Here is a 17,671-nt window from a genome sequence, read left to right on the forward strand (position 1 = left end):
GTGGTTAAAGCCATTGGGCCATAAAAAGAAATACGGATGAAGTTCGTACCCCTATATGCATTCGTCTTGCTGGTTGCTGGTTACTCCTCCAGTAAAGCACTCACCAAAAATGACCTGCCAAAAGACACAATCAAGGCCGAATCCAAACAGGTACCTACAGCCTATGGACCTAGCCATATCACCCGTACCCTCAAGCAAGATCGAAAGGGTAACATCTGGATGGCAACCTTTGGTGGGGTGTATCGATATGATGGAAAATCGTTTACCAATGTGACCAGCCAAGTGAGTTCAGCCCATTTTTTTTCGGTGTTAGAAGACCGAAAAGGGAATTTCTGGTTTAGTACTGTTGGCGAAGGAGTTTATTATTACGATGGCAAGTCCTTTCAACAGTTTACCACTAAGGAGGGGCTTGCCAGTGATCAGGTTCTTGATATTTATGAAGATAAAGCTGGGACTATTTGGTTCGGTACGGGAGGTGGAGCCACCCGGTACGATGGGAAATCCTTTCGAACTTATAAAATGAATGAAGGGCTACATTTAACACCGGACGAAAGACGCTTCCTGAAGGATGATAATGATGTTAATTCGATTATTGAAGATAAAACCGGGAAATTCTGGTTTGCCACCAGGGGCCATGCCTACCTGTATGATGGAAAAACATTTACCCTTCTCACTCATGAGGGAACCCCGTTTATAAATGTTCGTACGATCATCGAAGATAAAAAAGGGGCTATCTGGCTGGGGGGGCTGTATGGTCTTTGGCGCTATGACGGCAGTCGCTTTACCAATGTCAGTGAGCGTGGTGTTGCGTATGTTTACGAAGATAAAAAAGGGGTCATCTGGACGAGTTCACTAACCAACTGGGGTTGGTCACTTTTCCGGTATGATGGAGAAACGTTATCAACCAAAAATCCCACGGTTACCAAAGTAGAATTAGACTCTGACGATACGAAAACTATGCTTTTTGGGATTTTAGAGGCTACTAATAGCCATATTTGGTTCGGCTCCGGTGGGGCGTATCGGTATGATGGAAAGAGCATTACCGACTTTAAGAAGAAAGAGATTAACTAAAAGATGTATCGCTGTTTCCTAAAACGCCCGAATTATTGATACTCAAATCTCTCTTCGTCTCACGAAGGAGCGTTTAAAGAGTATTTCCCCTTTTCAATAGCTGACTACTAGTTTAATATCTGGTTAATTCAACCCCTAGTTTACGGGAATGGCAACTCCAACAAATTCACAAAAAACAAGTCCTTTACTTTGTTACCGTCTAGCATTATAAGGACGAACCCCAAAACAAGAAAATAGAGGATCTTTGTAATTGATGCCCAATTCAACCAGTCGTTCGGCAATGCGGAGCCCTTGATTAGCCACGTTGACGAAATAAATCAACGCTGTTCGTTGGTCGGTTGAACCAATGACATAGCCACTAGCGGTTGGGCTTTTGGCCCATTGACAAAATAGGTCTCCATTAGCTGTGTGCTGCACAGCGAAACTTAAGCCCCATGACACTTGCCCCGGCTGACATATATCCGTCTTAACCTGTGAGCTTAATAACGCTTTTACCGTTTGTTGATCCGACTGGGGTTTCATCATAACCGCAACAATGAACCGGGCGTAGTCGTCAGCCGTCGTTCGCAAGGTGTGTGCTACGTTTACCGGTTCTTGCTCATCGACAACATGCTTACCGGACATATCGTAAGAGCGGGCGTACTGAAGGGAGTCAACTGCTTGATACTCATAACTGGTGTGGGTCATTCCCATTGGCTTGAATACAGTCCGTTGCATGAACGATTCAACGGGTTCTTTTACCACGTATTCCACTACCGTTTGTAGCAGATAATAGCCTTCACCTGAGTAGCTGTACCGGCTGCCCGGTACGAACATAGTGGTTAAGGATTTGCCCTCGGAACGCCAGTTAGGTAGGCCGCTGGTATGGTTCAACACCATTCGCGCGGTAATAAGCCCAATTTGGGGATCTGCCATTCGACTTTTTAAAAAGTGAGTTTCTAAGTAGGCAGGCGGAACATAGCTTATCAACGGCGCATCTAATTCAATTTTTCCTTGCTCACTAAGTTTGAGCACGGCATAAGCAAAAAGGGGCTTGCCCAGTGAGGCTCCTCGAAAGATTGTTTGGGTAGAAACGGGTTCTTTCGTTCGTTTATTTTTAATGCCTAGTCCACTACTCCAAGTTACTTTACCCTCTTTAATCAGAGCAATTGACAGGCCAGGTATACCCGTGCTGTCCAGTATAGATGGTAGTGCTTTCTGAAGCTGATTAAGCTTGGATTGGGCCAGTAATGGCACCCAAAGAAGAACACAAAATGTGACTTTAGTCAATCTGATTCCAAGCTTCATTAAGGTAGTAGTAGAAAAGATCGTTTGCTATTGGGTTAGAAGCTGTTTTATTCGTGCCAACAAGGTAGCAAAAGCATGAAATGTCAGGCTAACTACTTATGGATTAGCCGTTTTATAAAACGCCCGAAAATTGAGGCATTGCGGGAAGCCTATTTCGTCTCAAGTAGCAAGGTTTTAAGTAAATAAGCAGCCGAAGGAACATGTCAAGTTATCGCCGAAGTAGGAATTGGAACTTTGTCTCTACCCCTTGCCCATTAATGGTGCCTGGATTCCAGCGTGGCATCGAGCTACCCACTCGTGCTACTTCTTTTTTCAGGGTTGGATCAGCATCATACGATGGGACTAACCCAGTGACTTTACCTGTTCCATCAAGGGTAGCTGTCAGCCAAGTTTTCCGCCCTATTTTAATCGGGTTTTCGGCTTCTTCAATCTGATCAAGCACAAAGGCGTTTAGTTTATCTTCTCCTCCTGGGAAAGAAGGTGGAGTCTGTGTTTTAATGATAGGCAAAGGCCCATACGTATTATAGGTAATAATGGGTTTACCTCCGTTAACTCCGCTTTGGGCAAGCGAATTTGAGCCAATAGCGGCCAAAAATGTAACGCAAAGGAGTACTGATAAGTATAGGTTTAATGGACTAGTCATGGTCTTTACTATTGTTTTTTGAGGAGATGCAGCCAGTAATCAGTTGGTTGCATACCTATACAAAAGTATCTGCCAGTATTTTGCGTAATTAATCCACAGTCCAAACAATTTCCGTTTTCTTTTGTCTCATTTGGGAGCATTTGTTGAGACATATAATTAGTGACTACTTATCTTCCTCTCTTCTTTGGCTTTATCCATCTCTTTTTTGTGTACAAGCTGGTTGATACCTGTACACAGACAATACTTCTCTCATCGATTGGGTTCAAAAATGGGTAACTACATTTGCTCCCTCACCATGGCCGATTATAAGGGGTAAGCCGACAAAAGCATCCGTTTGCCCAGGGAAAAATAATTTATAACAAATAGACAGACTTGTCTATTTGTTGGCTAGTTTTAGCCCATGAAACAACGGGGACAAGTGGTCATCGACAAAATAATTGATACCGCCGAGCGGCTTTTCTACACGCAAGGCTATAGTAATACCGGGATTAACCAGGTCATCGAAGAAGCCGATATCGCCAAGGCGTCTTTGTACAACCATTTTGGCACAAAGGCCGACCTATTAGTTGCTTACATTCAACGTACCCATGACCGCTGGTTTAATCGCCTTGAGTCGGCGGTCAAGCAGGTAGCCGATCCCAAAGACAAGCTATTGGTACTATTTGACCATCATCTGAACCGGCAGCAAATCCGGCAATTTGGGGGATGCCCCTTTATAAAGGCAAATGATGAAGCAGGTACGAGCGATCCCCGGGTGCTGTCGGAAATACAGCGAACCAAGCAGCATAGCAAAGACTTCATCAAAAGGCTGGTAGCAAACTCGGGCCACCAACAGCTATTGACCGACGGGGAACTGGCTGAGCTGATCTTCCTCACCCTGGAAGGGGCCATCACTGCCGCTTCCGTATTTAAACGAGCCGCCGATATACAATCGGCCCGAAAAATCATTCAAAAACTGATCTAAGATGAACCCGGTGAAAAACAAATGGCTAGAGCTGATCATAGTCCTATCAGCGCCCTTACTGTCCGTGATTGATGTATTCATCATTAATATAGGCATACCTACCATTAAAAAAGGACTACAGACAACCGATGCCCAAATACAGCTTGTCATATCGGGCTATTTGCTGGGCTACGCAGCTTTCCTGATCACCGGAGGAAGAGCGGGTGACCAGTATGGCCGGAAACGGGTTTTCTTCTGGGGGATGTTTGCCTTCACCCTGGCTTCCTGTTTTTGTGGTTTATCAACTTCGGCTTTGCAGCTTAATGTAACCCGATTCTTTCAGGGGCTGAGTGCCTCCTTTATGGTACCACAGACAATTGCCTTCATACAGGTGCTTTTCACCGACCCCAAAGAGCGGGCAAAAGCATTTGGTCTGTTTGGCATTACGCTGGGCACCGCTGCGGTTATCGGACAAGTATTAGGAGGCTATCTGTCCGACACGCACTGGGCCATTGAAGGCTGGCGGCTGATGTTCTTTATCAACCTGCCAATCGGCCTATTGACCCTATGGGCGACGCACGCGTATGTGACGGAAACCAGGAGTCCTCAAGGCTCAACATTTGACTATATGGGCATAGGAATTCTGACAGCAGCCCTGTTTTGTCTGATTTACCCCTTGATTCAGGGCCGCGAAGCAGGCTGGCCCCTATGGAGTTTTGCCATCCTTGCCTTGTCACTTGGCATTTTCGCTTTGTTCATCCGCGATCAGAAAAAGAAGCTGGCTAAAGGGGAGAGCCCCTTGATCGATGTACGGCTGTTTGCCATTAAAGATTTCAACATTGGATTAGGGGCAGTCCTATTTCATTTCATGTTGCATACCGCCTATCTGCTGCTCAGTGCAGTCTATCTTCAAAACGGTCTGGGTGTCTCGGCCTTGCACTGTGGATTATATTTTGTCTTTCCAGGCATCCTGTTCATCCTTTCGTCGCTGGTTGCCTCTAAGCTAATCGTCCGGTTTGGCAAGCGCGTTTTACAATTTGGGGTTGTGCTGTTAGCCATTGCCTTTTATCTGCAGATGCAACTTTGGAAGCCGGGCATACGTCCGGGGTTGATTATCGGTTTAATGGGCATCTGGGGGCTTGGCAATGGGCTGGTCCTGCCGTCCCTGTTGAATCTGGCACTTAAAAACGTACCGACTCAATACGCGGGGGCAGCCGCCGGGATCTATTCAACCTTTCAGCAAACCGCATCAGCGCTGGGGGTCAGTATCATCGGAGGTATATTCTTTTATTACGCCCAATACGGTTGGCAAACGGCGTACCGGGCGGGGGTACTGGGCTTACTGGTTTGCACCGCGTTGGTCGGGGTTATGTTGTACTTCCTCCCGGAAGGAAAAACAACAACGCAACCTCAGCCGCAGAACGCTGGTTTAGTCGCAGAGCCGACAACCATTGAAGACCCGTTTTGGTCCGCCGAGTAACTAAGATCGTCAGTACTTACCAGTACCGGATAGACATCCAAACCGTAAAAAGAATACAACTTTCCAGAATTTGTCTTAAATTCTACGCTCCTGTACAGTAGACCTTTGCTTCATCAACTAACCGTAAGAAAATGAATCAGACAATTCTAATTACAGGAGCAAGCAGTGGCATCGGAAAAGAAACGGTTAAGTTCTTTCACGCTAAAGGCTGGCAGGTCATCGCTACCATGCGACAACCCCAAAACGAAACGGAGTTAACCGGATTGGACAACGTCTGGGTCACCAAGCTCGATGTGCTGGATTTAGGTTCAATCCAACACGCCGTCCAGCAGGCAATCCGCCAATTTGGCAAAATTGATGTCCTGCTCAACAATGCGGGCTACGGTGCCTACGGTCCGCTGGAATCATTTCCGAGGGAAAATATCATTCGCCAGTTCAATACCAATGTGATCGGACTTCTAGACGTCACCAGGGCGTTACTTCCCCATTTTCGCGCCAATAAAAGTGGGACGATCATAAATATCTCTTCGATTGGCGGCAAAATGACCCTGCCGTTAGGTACTCTATACCACGGTACCAAATTTGCCATTGAGGGAATTTCGGAAGCGTTAACGTATGAAGTTGAAGAGTTTGGCGGAAAAGTAAAGATCATCGAACCGGGTGCCATTGCGACTGATTTTGCAGGCCGCTCGTTGGATTTCAGCCATGACCAAACGCAGACCGAATACGGCTCCATCGTCGGAAAAATAGCAACCGGCATGTCTGCCTTCTTTGACGGCGCATCGCCAGCCAGTATGGTGGCCAGCGTTATTTATCAAGCCGCTACTGATGGCTCAAACCAGCTAAGGTATACCGCCGGAACTGATGCGCAACAACTCATTTCGTATCGCGAGCAAGCCGGTGATATGGCCTTCATGGAAGGGATTAAATCCCGGTTCGGATTGTAAGGTACCGATAAACCCTGGCGCCATTACCGCGGTAATGGCGCCAGGATGTTTAGTTCGTAAAGCAGTAGGTATGCCCAGATTTTTATCTGAATAGGCCCCTTGTCTAAACGAATCCCTATTTGATCGATGAGCGATTTTATTCATTTACAAACAGTTTCAGATCTGTTCCGCCTGTTTGGCTTGAATACCCCTGTTAAACATCCCTTAGTAGCTGTAATCGATTTTAGCCGGTTCAACGAATCTGTGATGGAAGAGACGAAAGTTTCGGCCGATTTCTACTGCCTGCTTTTCAAGAATTATAACCGGAATTACATCAAGTACGGCCGAAAAGTGGTCGATTTCCAGGATGGCAGCTTAATCTGTATGGCTCCCCATCAGGTTATCGAGATGGATTACGATATCGAGTTATCCGAAACCATGCTGGGCTGGGGCTTGTTTTTTCACCCAGACTTAATCCGGGCGACTTCGTTGGCGGATCGGATGAAGGAGTACAGTTTTTTTTCGTACGAAATAGCGGAAGCGCTTCATTTATCCGAAAAAGAAAAGCAAATCCTGTTAGACTGTGTCCGAACGATTAACGCTGAACTAGGGGAAACGATTGACCTGCACAGTCAGGCTATTTTAGTTTCATCGATTGAACTGCTGCTGAATTACTGTACTCGGTTTTATGCCAGGCAGTTTATTACCCGAAAAACATCCAACAACTCGGTAGTGGCTCAAGTTGAGAAACTCTTAACGGGCTATTTTCAGGGAAATAGATTGAAACAGCAGGGTTTACCAACGGTAAAGTACCTGGCCGAACAGGTCCATTTATCGGCCAGTTATTTAAGCGATTTACTGAAAAAAGAAACCGGCAAAAACGCCCAGGACCACATTCATTTTCATTTACTTGAAGAGGCTAAGACCATCCTATTGAGTACGGATAAATCCGTTGGCGAAATCGCTTATGGCCTTGGGTTTGACTATCCCCAATATTTCACTAAACTCTTTAAACAAAAAACGGGAAAAACCCCTGTTGAATTTAGAAGCCTCAATTAAGGACATTGATCAAAAAAGGGCGAGTTGGTTTTCTACTTGGCTGTCTTGTTTTATGGCCCAGGCTCGGAAACGTCCGCTAACTAAAACGGCCTGCTTATTACGGGCAAAAGCACGTCACAGATCACCCAGCGCAGTGGCGATCAAAAAATCACCCAGGTGTGTCTGGGCCGCCAGTCCGAAGATGCGTTCAAGTCCAAAGGTCATCAATGCCTATAAACCAAATGACTACAGGTAAAGGAGTGATACCTTTAATCTCTGTTTTAGGAGCGATATCGGAGATTTACAATACAGGAGTAGGTTGCCTGACATGTCGTCCTTGAACAACCTAACGGCCCTTTTAAAACAGGGTTAACCTTTGATTTACCGTTTACTAAGCCAATTTCAGTACCTGCTACTCCATCACCCATATTTAAAACTATGAATGCAGGACCAGGTTTCAGTTTAACCGCATTCCCCTCAAAATTACCAACATCCATGCGTAGATTCTTACTTCTTTATGGGTTTCTGCTGACAACTCTAGTCACTCACGCTCAGTCTACAGCCGACATCCAAAAAACCATCATAGACTTAGAGCAAATCGGGGTCAATGGTATTCTGACCGCCGATACCAATTTACTAGCCCAAATTTGGGCGCCTGAATTTATGGTCACTACACCCCGTAATACCATCGCCCTCAATCGAGCAGCCGTGTTTAAAAACCAAAAGCAGGGATTGATTGATTACAGCTCCTTTGAGCGCGTCATTGAACAGATGCAGGTCCAGGAGAACTTGGTCATTACCATGGGCTACTAGTTGTTTGTAGCTAAACATGACTTGCAGGAAGCCAAGGCCGGCCAACCCACCAAACGGCGGTTTACCAATATCTGGCTGAAAAAAATGGGCAGTGGCAACAGATCGGCAGGCATGCCTCGATCATTTGTTCACCTTAGCCTGCATTATCGTTACCATAGGGGCGTTGTTTCAGGTGGACTGATTCTGTAACCGCCAAGTCTGATAACTATGAACGCGTATTAATCCAAGGTAAGACCCCTTCTGAGACGAGCAATCCGAAAATCAATAGGCTGAGGGTTCGTACCTGGTTACGCTACTGCCATTTGTTTGACTACCGATTAGTTGCCAGACTAGGTGAAAGAGGTAGAAATAAGACCTCTTTGCGCACGTACGCCCGCCACTGTTTTCCATGCAGTTTGTCTAAGTAAGCAAAGACCACCTGGCTGTACTCGCGCAGACAACGATCGTCAACTGGCCTAACACAACCCAAGTCTTGATAGATAAAACCTAATTGTTTTTCAATGATGGAATCGTTGGCCCGCCTAAGGGGTGCTATCCCGCCTGGTAGAAACAGTTTAGGCTTTCCTTTCGCCAGGTCCCCTTGTGCTGTGAGTCGGTTAAAGGCTGGACAAGGCTGGAGGGGTTGGCTCCTGAGACCCTGCAGCATGCAAAGGTTCAGAAAGACTAGGGTAGTTAATTTGCTCATCATAGGGGTATCGGTTGTAGGTATGCTCACAAAATTATTCCCTAAAGGATGTTGGCCTACTTGCGTCTTCCTTCTGATAGATCATGAAGGCTGCTCACCAAGGGGCATTATAGGATTGTAACTCCGGAGTTAATTATTTCTATTAGGACCCAAAAACTCAAAAATCCGTTGGAATTATATCGTCTTCCCAAACGCCCTATTTATATACATGAGAATCCCATACGTCTCAAGTTGGAGCATTTTATGAGATTGTACGACATGAACAATAATTGGCTGATTAATACCTATCAATGAAACGTCACCGCGACTTAATTAATCGCAGGAGAAGCTGTTTATAGAGTAATCAGTTGATAAGTAAAATCAACTAAAGACCACCTTCTAAAGGCATATAAATGTTATTTTTAGTATCCAACGATTCGCTGAGCCGAAATAGCTTAGATAGGAGAATACCCGCTCTGCTGACTGCTAAGCAAACTTCAACCCCCTCTTATGAATTGCTTGTCCACATCTGTCCTGAAATCCGCTCTTGTTCTGTTAGTAGGGCTAGGAATTAATAGCGTTACGTTGGCCCAAAAGCCACTCCAGCCCCTTTTGGGCTCCCACTCAGTAAAGACGCTCACCCAGAACGGGCTGACCTTTAAAGACCTCAACAAAAATGGTAAACTAGATCGCTATGAGGACTGGCGGCTGCCCGTCGAAACCCGCGTGCAGGATCTACTATCTCAGATGAGTTTGGAGGAGAAAGTTGGCTTTATGCTCATCAGCACAACGCGCATGAGTGGAGATAACGCTTTTGGGCAAAATGCGCCAAGAGCCGACCGGGGCCCGGCCCAGATTACTAGTGCCTTTAATGAAGAAGACCTGGTACAGCCAAACAATATGTTCACCCGTAAGCCGCTTACCCAACCCATCATGTCGGCTGCCGGTACCACCAAAGGCGTAACCCAGTTTCACCTGCGGCACTTCATCCTGCGGGCCAATCCACCAGCCCGCACCATAGCCGAATGGGCCAATAACCTGCAAACGCTTTGTGAGACAACTCGCCTGGGCATCCCCGCTATTGTTGCCTCCAATCCTCGTAACCATATTACCCTTGATGCCGCTGCAGGCCTGAGTGTCGGCACAACGGCGTTTTCAAAATGGCCGGGTGAATTAGGTCTGTCAGCCATGCACGACCTTCAACTTACCCGCGAATTTGCCGACATGGCCCGTCAGGAATGGACGGCAGTCGGTTTGCGTAAAGGATATATGTATATGGCTGACCTGGCGACGGAACCTCGCTGGCAACGGATCGAAGGGACCTTTGGCGAAGATGCCGATTGGGTATCTAGTATGATCCGGGAAATCATCCTGGGCTTTCAGGGTACTCAACTAGGGAAATCATCGGTGGCCATGACAACGAAGCATTTTCCAGGAGGAGGCCCTCAGGAGAACGGTCTTGACTCGCATTTTGACTGGGGGAAATATGCCCACTATCCCGGCGGTATGTTCGACTACCATCTCAAGCCTTTCAAGGCCGCCATTGCAGCCGGTACCTCGGCCATCATGCCCTATTATTCGAGTCCCAAAGGGAAAGAGTTTGAAGAGGTCGGCTTCTCCTACAATAAAGCCATCATTCAGAATTTATTACGGAAACAGTTAGGCTTTCAAGGGATTGTTAACTCCGATACGGGCCCGATAGAAATGATGCCCTGGGGCGTGGAAAACCTGACCCTTCACCAACGCTACCAAAAGGCCCTGGAGGCTGGTGTTGACCTGTTCTCGGGAACCGCCGACCCGATGATCTTACTCGAAACCGTACAACAGGGGAAAGTATCCGAAGCCCGTATCAATGAATCGGTTGGGCGTCTGCTGAAGGAAAAGTTCGTACTTGGTCTATTTGAGAATCCATACGTCGATGTCGATAAGGCGCAACAGTTGGTAGGCAGCGCGCCCTTCCAGCAGAAAGCGGATGTAGCCCAGCGGAAATCCGTTGTGCTATTGGACAATTCGGCGAAACTACTCCCGTTACGGCCTAAAACAAAAGTATATTTTGAGACCTATTATGATAATGGTCGGGGTGGAAATCCAATAACAGTTTATAAACCGGGCCAATCGAGGAGTGACTTAGCGTTTGTGTCCAGCAAAGAAGAGGCTGATGTAATCCTAGTCTGGCTCATGCCCAGTGCAGGTGGTTTATTTGCGTCCGCCGACAAGCCCATAGCGCTGAGTCTGTCAAAAAACCGAATCAATGTGGAGCATGTCAATGAGCTAATAACCAGTAAACCCACGATTGTCGCCATCAACTTTTCGAGTCCCTGGGTCATCAACGAACTCAACAGCCGTGGCACCCAAACCCTCTTAGCTACGTTCGGCACAACGGCGGATGCGCTTTTGGATATTGTCCGTGGGGCATTTAATCCAACGGGTAAACTACCGTTCACGATTCCGTCTTCCGAGCAGGTGGTTCTTGGCAACAAGTCGGACGTGCCCGGCTCCAAAGAGCCCCAAGGGTATACTCTTTTCAAATTTGGCTATGGGCTAAACTATAGCCAGCCTTGAGGCTACCCATAAAGCTAGTTCCAATTTTTCATCCCGGCCTATGAATTAACCAAAAAGAGCATTTTTGTGAGAAAGTTATATAGGCAACATTTTTGTTGAATATGTCCAACTAAGTAGGGGCAAAAATCCTAAGTAGTCATGAAAAGCTACTTTTACATTTCGTTAACATTCATTAACAGACCATTAACCAAAGCTCACTACAAAAACTAATGGGTTTGCGGCACACCGCAGTGGCGGCCCAGCGCAATAGTTGAAAGCCTCGAAGAAAAGATAAATTACTAAATTCCTGCATGTTTGTGCTTAATTGATGGTTTTGTTTCACACTGCCTGTGGGGGAGTCTTAACAACACGTTTAATACGAACCGATCAAATATGAGGAAACACCACATCCTTACCCTACTGGCTTCCATGTTTTTTACTCAGCCAGCAATGGCCCAATCCACCGGCTCCTTTACCGACTCGCGAGATGGGCAAACGTATAAAACGACCAGCTTTAAAGATACGTTGACCGGCAAAACCATCACCTGGATGGCCCAAAACCTGAACTACAAAGTTGACGGTAGCTATGCGTATGATGACAATGAGACTAATCGAAACGAGCTGGGCTTGCTTTACACGTGGGCGGCAGCGAAAAAAGCCTGTCCCAGCGGTTGGCATTTACCAACAGATAGCGAATGGGCTCTGCTGGTGAATCAATTTGGCGGAACTGACAAGGCCGGTGAAGCGCTAAAAAGCGTCAAAGGCTGGAAAGAAGACGGTAACGGCACGAATAGCAGTGGGTTCAATGCGCCTGCAGGAGGTTTGCGAAAACCTGATGGTTATAATCTCCAAGGTGTTCTCGGTTTCTTTTGGACGTCCTCACCAGCTAATTCGGTTGGTAAAGCTTGGGAATGGAACTTTCACTATGGTGGTCCGCCTAGTAGCAATAAACAAAATTTAAAAAAAGCGTTCCGTTTCGATGCCGATGTCACTAGTGGACTCTCGGTTCGTCTGGTCCGAGATTGATTTATCTAGTGAACGTTTAGGATATATAGGGTCAGAACTAATGTGTAAACTGTCTCTTCAAACGCCCGAATTAATGAGCAGATACATGAATACTTCGTCGTCTAATACGGGCGCTTATTCATGAACGTTTCTTCGTCTCATTCAGGAGCGTTTTTGCGAGACACTTTAATTTCTCTCCAATTCAATCCGTCGCATACGCCCCTTAAAAAGCACCTTCAAACCAGTACACCAAATATCCCTTTGATGTACTGGTTTGAAGGTGGAAACCAATTATCCCTTCTTTACCTCTGTTCGTAGTTGATTGAACAAAGCCATGAACTCTTGACAGGACTGCTTAGTAGCTAGGTCAAGCGACCAGTAAGCACGCCGAAAAGTGGGGTCCTCGGTTCGGGTAATCGCCGTGCCAGCTTGTAGAAAAAATTTAACCGCATACTTCCCGTTCTGTTTTTCACACCGAATGAAGGTCGTTTCAGCTAGGGGGATAACATGGTCACTGATTTGAAGAGACGATTCCTTCTCAAGCACATGGACCCCTACGGATTTGTTGGGGGAAGCCTGCTCTAATAGCGTTTGTAGCCGGGTGCCAATCTCGCTCTTGCTAGACTGGCTAAACCCTTGCCTGGTCAGCAGACTAAGCATAAATAAGGTGAAGACGATACGTTTCATATTGCGGAAGTTGGTATTGATTTATTTTGTTTAAGACGCGCACTGCGAATGAGGCCCAGTAGGCGTCCCATCCAGCTCAGCATGAAGGCCAGCTCCAGCAGGCCATCAAAGGCCGACTGGGCTAGGGCCGGAAACCGCATGGGCAGTAGGGGCGCCAGAACCATGTAATGAGCGCCCAAAAAGCCCAGGGTGCCCAGGGGGCGGTTGCTTACGGGAAACGTGTTCATCGGTGTTGTGGGTAGTTGGTTGGGGGTTGGCAAGTGATGGCTTACTACAAATACAAAACTAATGGCCGGCTCAGGGGACTCCAAGGGCGATCGTCTTCAACTGACTCACCAAGGGTATCAACTGGCAATAGCGGGCTCTGAGCTGTGCAGAGTCGAAACGCGAAGGAAGCGGTTGATTTATAAAACGGGCTTCTATGGGAGTATTAATTACCCGGTTGCTGGTTTTGAGAGCAGCCCCTGAAATGTAGAACGCCACTCATCTCACTTCGGGTAGCGTTTTAGTGAGAAAACGCAAATCGGGAAACCGTCAATGGGTAGGTAAAGTGTTGACTAACATAACGCAGGTTCCAAATGACCCAATGGGATGCCAATTTGGGCTATTCAATGGCTTGCCGCAGAAAATGTTAACTTTTCGAGATTATTTTCCAGATTTGATCGCCAATGGTTGAATCAATAGCTCTTGGCAAGACTATGCTATGGGAAAGAACGTTTCTAAAATGATCCCATATCATGAGCAGTTGCCGATCAATGGGCGGGCTTGTTGGTGGAAGTGGATGCCTATTCTCCTCCACTTGTGTTTACTTACCAATCAACTGACGGCTCAGTAACGCTTTGCTGATATTGGTGATTTTCAACTAGAGAATGGTCAACTGATTCGGGGATGTCGAATAGGCTATCGAACCTTTGGAAAGCTAAATGCGACTCGCTCAAACGCCATTCTGGTGCCAACCTGGTTTGGGGGCACTTCGGCCAACGGATCCTTTGTCACTAACCCGGGGGGCATAGCCGATAGTACACAGTATTTTGCCATTGTCGTTGATGCGTTGGGGGATGGTATTTCCTCCTCACCTTCCAATAGTCCAACTCAAGCAGAAGCCCTATTTCCACAATTCAGCATCCGGGATATGGTTCGCAGTGAATTACACTAGTTCCTAAATCGCTAGAGTTATCGCATTTACAGGCCATAATTGGCATTTCAATGGGGGGGATGCAATGTTTCGAGTGGTTAGTAACTTATCCCGATTTTATGGATAAAGTAATCCCCATTATCGGCACGCCTAAACAAGGAAGTTATGATCTAGTACAGTGGGGTACGCAACTGCGCATTTTAGAGGGCGGAAACTTCTCTGCTCAAGCTATACGAACGGTGGGTAGGCTCCATGAGTTAGTCAAAACAACGCCCGTTTATTTTCAGGAACACCTAAAATCGGAGGCTGAGCCGGATTTCAATCAAGAACAGGAAGACAGCTATGGGAAACGAAATCCGTATGATTGGGCCTCTCAACTGCGGGCTATGATTAGGATGGATATTTACCGAGGCAAAACGATGGCGGAGTTACGATCGATGATCAAAGCCCAATTACTGGTCATCGTCGGCGTTCAAGACCATATGGTTACCCCAGAGATCTATTGAACTGGCCCAGTTTTTAGGGGTATCCTTAGTGAAACTCAATAGCCCTTGTGGGCATATGGTAATTAGCTGTGAATCGGCTACGATACAAAAAGCAGTTCGCTCGTTTTTAGCGAAGTAGGGTAATTTACTAAAGGAGATCCTTTCAACCTAACTTATCCATAGTCTACGATTTTTACGAATGTTTTTACAATTGACATCGATCCACTAGCCTCGAACAAATGTCTGTTTATTATCCTATTTCTTGATCCTAAACGACCGACTTGAGAGGACGATTAATTTCTTAGTCATTAGTTTAGGAGTAAATCAGTTGTGCAACTACTACGCCTTATTTAAGGAGGGTTTTAAGAGAAAAACAGAGTTTGCTTATACTTATTTTGGCGCTGCTTTTTCTCTCAAAACCGCTTATTAGCGCTAAATTACATTATATCCTCCTGTACAGCCTGATACACTGTCCGGACAGTAGGTTGGAAACCCAGACGACGAGCCAGCGTACTATCGCTAAGCAGGTACCAAGGATTTACCAGCGGCTCACAGGAGGAGTCTAATGGCTCACCAACTAATTGGGCTAATTCGTAAATCGAGGTGGGGGCTTCATCGGCAATATTGACAATGCGTTCATCCATCGCACCCAGCAAGGCCAAATGCATTGCCGTTGCGATGTCGCGGTGGTGGATGGTACTCATCCGCATGGCGGGGTGCCAGTTGCCAGCCTTCGCATACTTCGGTAACGCTTCCAAATGCCTGTCTCCGTCACCGTAAACAAAGGGAAACCGCAAGACTATCCAATTCAGACCACTTTCCCTCAGTTCCTGCTCAGCTGCTACCTTACTAGCAGGGTAGGCTTGTTGGGGGGCCACATCGTCATCTTCCCGGCCGGGATGAGGATTATGGGCGTTGTATACGTTGGTCGTACTAGCTAAAATAAATCGTGCGTTGGGCGCATGGGCTTTTACCACGCTGATCAGATTGCGCGTCCCTTCCAGATTGCTCTTCCAAATCAGCTCGGTGTCTGGCGTGCGAAACACGGCTGCCAGATGAATAATGGCGGACACATCCTTCACGGCCTCGGTGAGCGATGTAAAATCGAATAGGTCGCCTTCTATTACAGTCACATCAGACGGAACACTCTTTCCGGCTCGTACCAGCGCACGGCAGTCCATGCCTGCATCCACTAGACGCCGAAGCAGGCGCTCCCCAACCAAACCGGTCACACCGGTTATTAATAGTTTACCTACTTGTCTGTCCATATCCTATATTATTTATGATAGGAACAAAGATCGCTAGAGCCCCGTGAACAAAGCTGGATGAAAGCCGATGGGTTCAGGACAAATCCTGAAAAAACTCGGCAACCGTTTTACCCGTTGCTTTTTTAAACAAGCGGGAAAAGTAATCAGGATCATTGAAACCGAGTTCAAACGCTAGTTCTTTGACCGAAGACCGCTCGCCATAGTATAGTCGGCGTCTGGCTTCCAGGATCAGTCGATTGGTCACAAATTCTTTGGGTGAGAGTCCCGAATACTGTTTAACGAGCTGATACAAACTATCCGTACTGAGGGCAAGCTCTTGGGCAATATCCTTGATGGCCGGGTGATGGGTCAAGTTGTTTTCGACAAATACTTTGAAGCCGATATATTTGGCAAGTCGGTCATCAGCTGGCTTTCGCTTCCCGGCAAAATAAGCCGCGTTGATTTCAGTAAGGAGGCTATAGAGATGAGCTAAGATGAGTTCAGGATCTGTATCTGAAGCCGTTAATAAACCTTGAAGCATGGCAAAGATCGCTTGAAGTCTACTAGCCGCCGTAGGGGAAAACCTTATTTTTTGCTGATTGAGTGGATTCAGCAGGAAGGGATATTGTCTGGGTAATCGGGACAGGCATTCGTCGTCAAAGCCCAATTTATAATAATTAGTTTCGTGTAGGGCGAAGGCTACCTGTTGAATCTGGTGGGGCAAGGCGAACAGTAACTCATACTTCCCAACCTCGATTGTTTCCCCATCAATACCATAATGCGTAGAGCCCTCCAGTACAAACAGCAAGAAGTAGTACCGTAAGCGGTGGGTAGGACCATAGTTTTCTCTAGCCTTTGGAGAGACATGACCAAAATTCGGAGAAACGATCCGAATAGGCAGTTGGTTATTCTGGCTGAAATCTTCTGGTAACGAATTGGAACTGGGCATACTTATTGACTGCCGAACAATACTAAATCAAAACCTATTTTTTTAACTTGGTAAAGGCAACCAGTACTTTACATAGTAGGATGTAAAATTTACCTTCAACAACACAAAATACAAATAAGTATCTCACCTAGTAGATTAATATTGAAGCATTACCGTATCGTGAAACGCCATATTTACGGTGTGGTAACATGAACCCTCCTTCGTCTCATTTGGGACCGTTTCAGAAAACACCCGCTTGATAGTCATGAAAGGTTAAACCTCCATCACGGCAATCGCGTCGATCTCGATTAATAATCCCTCCAGCGCTAACGACTGCACACCCAGCCAGGTGCTGGCTGGAAGGTTTTTATGTGGGAACGCATTCCTGAAGGCTTCACTGACACGATTGGCATCGGTTGATTGATAATCCTTGACATAGATGGTGAGTTTGACGACATCCTGGGTTGTTGCCCCTACGGAAACCAGCGCTTTTTCCAGATTCTGAAAGGCTTGAATGGCTTGACTAAAAAGATCACTCTCCCCAATAAGTCGGTTATGCTGATCCATCGCCACTTGACCAGAAAGATAAATTGTTTTGGAGGAACCGCTACTGACGGTGACAATCTGCGAAAAGGACTGTTCCCAGTTAGGTAGCTCCAGTGGGTTAAGAAAGTGCTTCTCCATAGTCAGTCAATGCTGCTATCATTCATCTATTGCTAGTAAGCTACAAAATTTTACCCATCTCAAAAATCGCCCAATTTGAGATGCAGATGTATGA

17 protein-coding genes are annotated in these 17,671 nt (G+C 46.5%); 10 read left to right on the forward strand and 7 right to left on the reverse strand.

Annotation, left to right across the window (positions count from 1 at the left end; translation table 11 throughout):
- The first annotated feature begins 36 nt into the window (after positions 1–36).
- Positions 37–1,071 carry a two-component regulator propeller domain-containing protein gene (locus LN737_RS32670; protein WP_231780146.1) on the forward strand — a complete coding sequence of 345 codons (1,035 nt, stop codon included), beginning with the start codon at positions 37–39 and terminating at the stop codon, positions 1,069–1,071.
- A gap of 192 nt (positions 1,072–1,263) precedes the next feature.
- Here the strand turns inward: LN737_RS32670 and LN737_RS32675 are convergent, their stop codons facing one another.
- Positions 1,264–2,358 carry a serine hydrolase gene (locus LN737_RS32675; RefSeq protein ID WP_405520732.1) on the reverse strand — a complete coding sequence of 365 codons (1,095 nt, stop codon included), beginning with the start codon at positions 2,356–2,358 and terminating at the stop codon, positions 1,264–1,266.
- Between the two features lie 208 nt (positions 2,359–2,566).
- On the reverse strand, positions 2,567–3,001 hold the full coding sequence (locus LN737_RS32680) for a hypothetical protein (protein ID WP_231780148.1): 435 nt from the start codon (positions 2,999–3,001) through the stop codon (positions 2,567–2,569).
- Positions 3,002–3,401: 400 nt separating this feature from the next.
- Here LN737_RS32680 and LN737_RS32685 point away from each other — a divergent pair, with 400 nt between their 5' ends.
- The 7 genes from LN737_RS32685 to LN737_RS32715 all read left to right on the forward strand — a co-directional run bounded on the left by LN737_RS32685 (position 3,402) and on the right by LN737_RS32715 (position 12,432).
- On the forward strand, positions 3,402–3,965 hold the full coding sequence (locus LN737_RS32685) for a TetR/AcrR family transcriptional regulator (RefSeq protein ID WP_231780149.1): 564 nt from the start codon (positions 3,402–3,404) through the stop codon (positions 3,963–3,965).
- Between the two features lie 64 nt (positions 3,966–4,029).
- A complete protein-coding gene (locus tag LN737_RS32690) occupies positions 4,030–5,424 on the forward strand; it encodes an MFS transporter (protein WP_405520734.1) in 1,395 nt (464 codons plus the stop codon).
- A gap of 131 nt (positions 5,425–5,555) precedes the next feature.
- Entirely contained in the window at positions 5,556–6,371 is an 816-nt protein-coding gene (locus tag LN737_RS32695; protein ID WP_231780151.1) for an SDR family oxidoreductase, read from the forward strand.
- A 126-nt stretch (positions 6,372–6,497) separates the two neighbouring features.
- Entirely contained in the window at positions 6,498–7,409 is a 912-nt protein-coding gene (locus LN737_RS32700; RefSeq protein ID WP_231780152.1) for an AraC family transcriptional regulator, read from the forward strand.
- Between the two features lie 474 nt (positions 7,410–7,883).
- Positions 7,884–8,201: a nuclear transport factor 2 family protein gene (locus tag LN737_RS32705; RefSeq protein WP_231780153.1), complete on the forward strand. Its 318-nt coding sequence runs from the start codon at positions 7,884–7,886 to the stop codon at positions 8,199–8,201.
- Positions 8,202–9,375: 1,174 nt separating this feature from the next.
- Positions 9,376–11,427, forward strand: coding sequence for a glycoside hydrolase family 3 N-terminal domain-containing protein (locus LN737_RS32710; RefSeq protein WP_231780154.1), 2,052 nt, complete (start codon positions 9,376–9,378; stop codon positions 11,425–11,427).
- Between the two features lie 429 nt (positions 11,428–11,856).
- Positions 11,857–12,432 (forward strand): FISUMP domain-containing protein, encoded by a 576-nt coding sequence (locus tag LN737_RS32715; RefSeq protein ID WP_405520737.1) that lies wholly within the window; start codon positions 11,857–11,859, stop codon positions 12,430–12,432.
- Between the two features lie 270 nt (positions 12,433–12,702).
- Here the strand turns inward: LN737_RS32715 and LN737_RS32720 are convergent, their stop codons facing one another.
- Positions 12,703–13,098 (reverse strand): hypothetical protein, encoded by a 396-nt coding sequence (locus LN737_RS32720; RefSeq protein WP_231780156.1) that lies wholly within the window; start codon positions 13,096–13,098, stop codon positions 12,703–12,705.
- Positions 13,095–13,325: a hypothetical protein gene (locus LN737_RS32725; RefSeq protein WP_231780157.1), complete on the reverse strand. Its 231-nt coding sequence runs from the start codon at positions 13,323–13,325 to the stop codon at positions 13,095–13,097. The genes LN737_RS32720 and LN737_RS32725 overlap by 4 nt, the downstream gene beginning before the upstream one ends.
- 722 nt (positions 13,326–14,047) lie before the next feature.
- On the opposite strand from LN737_RS32725, the gene LN737_RS32730 reads away from it, so the two are divergent.
- Together LN737_RS32730 and LN737_RS32735 are read left to right on the forward strand one after the other, a co-directional pair.
- Entirely contained in the window at positions 14,048–14,254 is a 207-nt protein-coding gene (locus tag LN737_RS32730) for a hypothetical protein (protein ID WP_231780158.1), read from the forward strand.
- A gap of 98 nt (positions 14,255–14,352) precedes the next feature.
- Entirely contained in the window at positions 14,353–14,739 is a 387-nt protein-coding gene (locus LN737_RS32735; RefSeq protein WP_405520740.1) for a hypothetical protein, read from the forward strand.
- Between the two features lie 416 nt (positions 14,740–15,155).
- On the opposite strand, the gene LN737_RS32740 is transcribed toward LN737_RS32735, so the two are convergent.
- The 3 genes from LN737_RS32740 to LN737_RS32750 all read right to left on the reverse strand — a co-directional run bounded on the left by LN737_RS32740 (position 15,156) and on the right by LN737_RS32750 (position 17,577).
- Complete coding sequence (locus LN737_RS32740) at positions 15,156–15,986, reverse strand: NAD(P)-dependent oxidoreductase (protein ID WP_231780160.1); 831 nt, start codon at positions 15,984–15,986, stop codon at positions 15,156–15,158.
- 73 nt (positions 15,987–16,059) lie between these two features.
- On the reverse strand, positions 16,060–16,914 hold the full coding sequence (locus LN737_RS32745; protein ID WP_231780161.1) for a helix-turn-helix domain-containing protein: 855 nt from the start codon (positions 16,912–16,914) through the stop codon (positions 16,060–16,062).
- Positions 16,915–17,166: 252 nt separating this feature from the next.
- Complete coding sequence (locus LN737_RS32750; protein WP_231780162.1) at positions 17,167–17,577, reverse strand: RidA family protein; 411 nt, start codon at positions 17,575–17,577, stop codon at positions 17,167–17,169.
- Between the last annotated feature and the right edge of the window lie 94 nt (positions 17,578–17,671).

The organism is Spirosoma sp. KNUC1025 (assembly GCF_045160025.1).
GTDB lineage: Bacteria > Bacteroidota > Bacteroidia > Cytophagales > Spirosomataceae > Spirosoma.

Excerpts from the sequence above, each read along its gene's own strand:
- LN737_RS32720 (WP_231780156.1), bottom strand. The coding sequence starts at position 13,098 with ATGAAACGTATCGTCTTCACCTTATTTATGCTTAGTCTGCTGACCAGG.
- LN737_RS32710 (WP_231780154.1), top strand. The coding sequence starts at position 9,376 with ATGAATTGCTTGTCCACATCTGTCCTGAAATCCGCTCTTGTTCTGTTA.
- LN737_RS32715 (WP_405520737.1), top strand. The coding sequence starts at position 11,857 with ATGGCCCAATCCACCGGCTCCTTTACCGACTCGCGAGATGGGCAAACG.
- LN737_RS32675 (WP_405520732.1), bottom strand. The coding sequence starts at position 2,358 with ATGAAGCTTGGAATCAGATTGACTAAAGTCACATTTTGTGTTCTTCTT.
- LN737_RS32750 (WP_231780162.1), bottom strand. The coding sequence starts at position 17,577 with ATGGAGAAGCACTTTCTTAACCCACTGGAGCTACCTAACTGGGAACAG.
- LN737_RS32740 (WP_231780160.1), bottom strand. The coding sequence starts at position 15,986 with ATGGACAGACAAGTAGGTAAACTATTAATAACCGGTGTGACCGGTTTG.
- LN737_RS32725 (WP_231780157.1), bottom strand. The coding sequence starts at position 13,325 with ATGAACACGTTTCCCGTAAGCAACCGCCCCCTGGGCACCCTGGGCTTT.
- LN737_RS32735 (WP_405520740.1), top strand. The coding sequence starts at position 14,353 with ATGGATAAAGTAATCCCCATTATCGGCACGCCTAAACAAGGAAGTTAT.
- LN737_RS32695 (WP_231780151.1), top strand. The coding sequence starts at position 5,556 with ATGAATCAGACAATTCTAATTACAGGAGCAAGCAGTGGCATCGGAAAA.
- LN737_RS32680 (WP_231780148.1), bottom strand. The coding sequence starts at position 3,001 with ATGACTAGTCCATTAAACCTATACTTATCAGTACTCCTTTGCGTTACA.
- LN737_RS32745 (WP_231780161.1), bottom strand. The coding sequence starts at position 16,914 with ATGCCCAGTTCCAATTCGTTACCAGAAGATTTCAGCCAGAATAACCAA.
- LN737_RS32705 (WP_231780153.1), top strand. The coding sequence starts at position 7,884 with ATGCGTAGATTCTTACTTCTTTATGGGTTTCTGCTGACAACTCTAGTC.
- LN737_RS32685 (WP_231780149.1), top strand. The coding sequence starts at position 3,402 with ATGAAACAACGGGGACAAGTGGTCATCGACAAAATAATTGATACCGCC.
- LN737_RS32670 (WP_231780146.1), top strand. The coding sequence starts at position 37 with ATGAAGTTCGTACCCCTATATGCATTCGTCTTGCTGGTTGCTGGTTAC.
- LN737_RS32700 (WP_231780152.1), top strand. The coding sequence starts at position 6,498 with ATGAGCGATTTTATTCATTTACAAACAGTTTCAGATCTGTTCCGCCTG.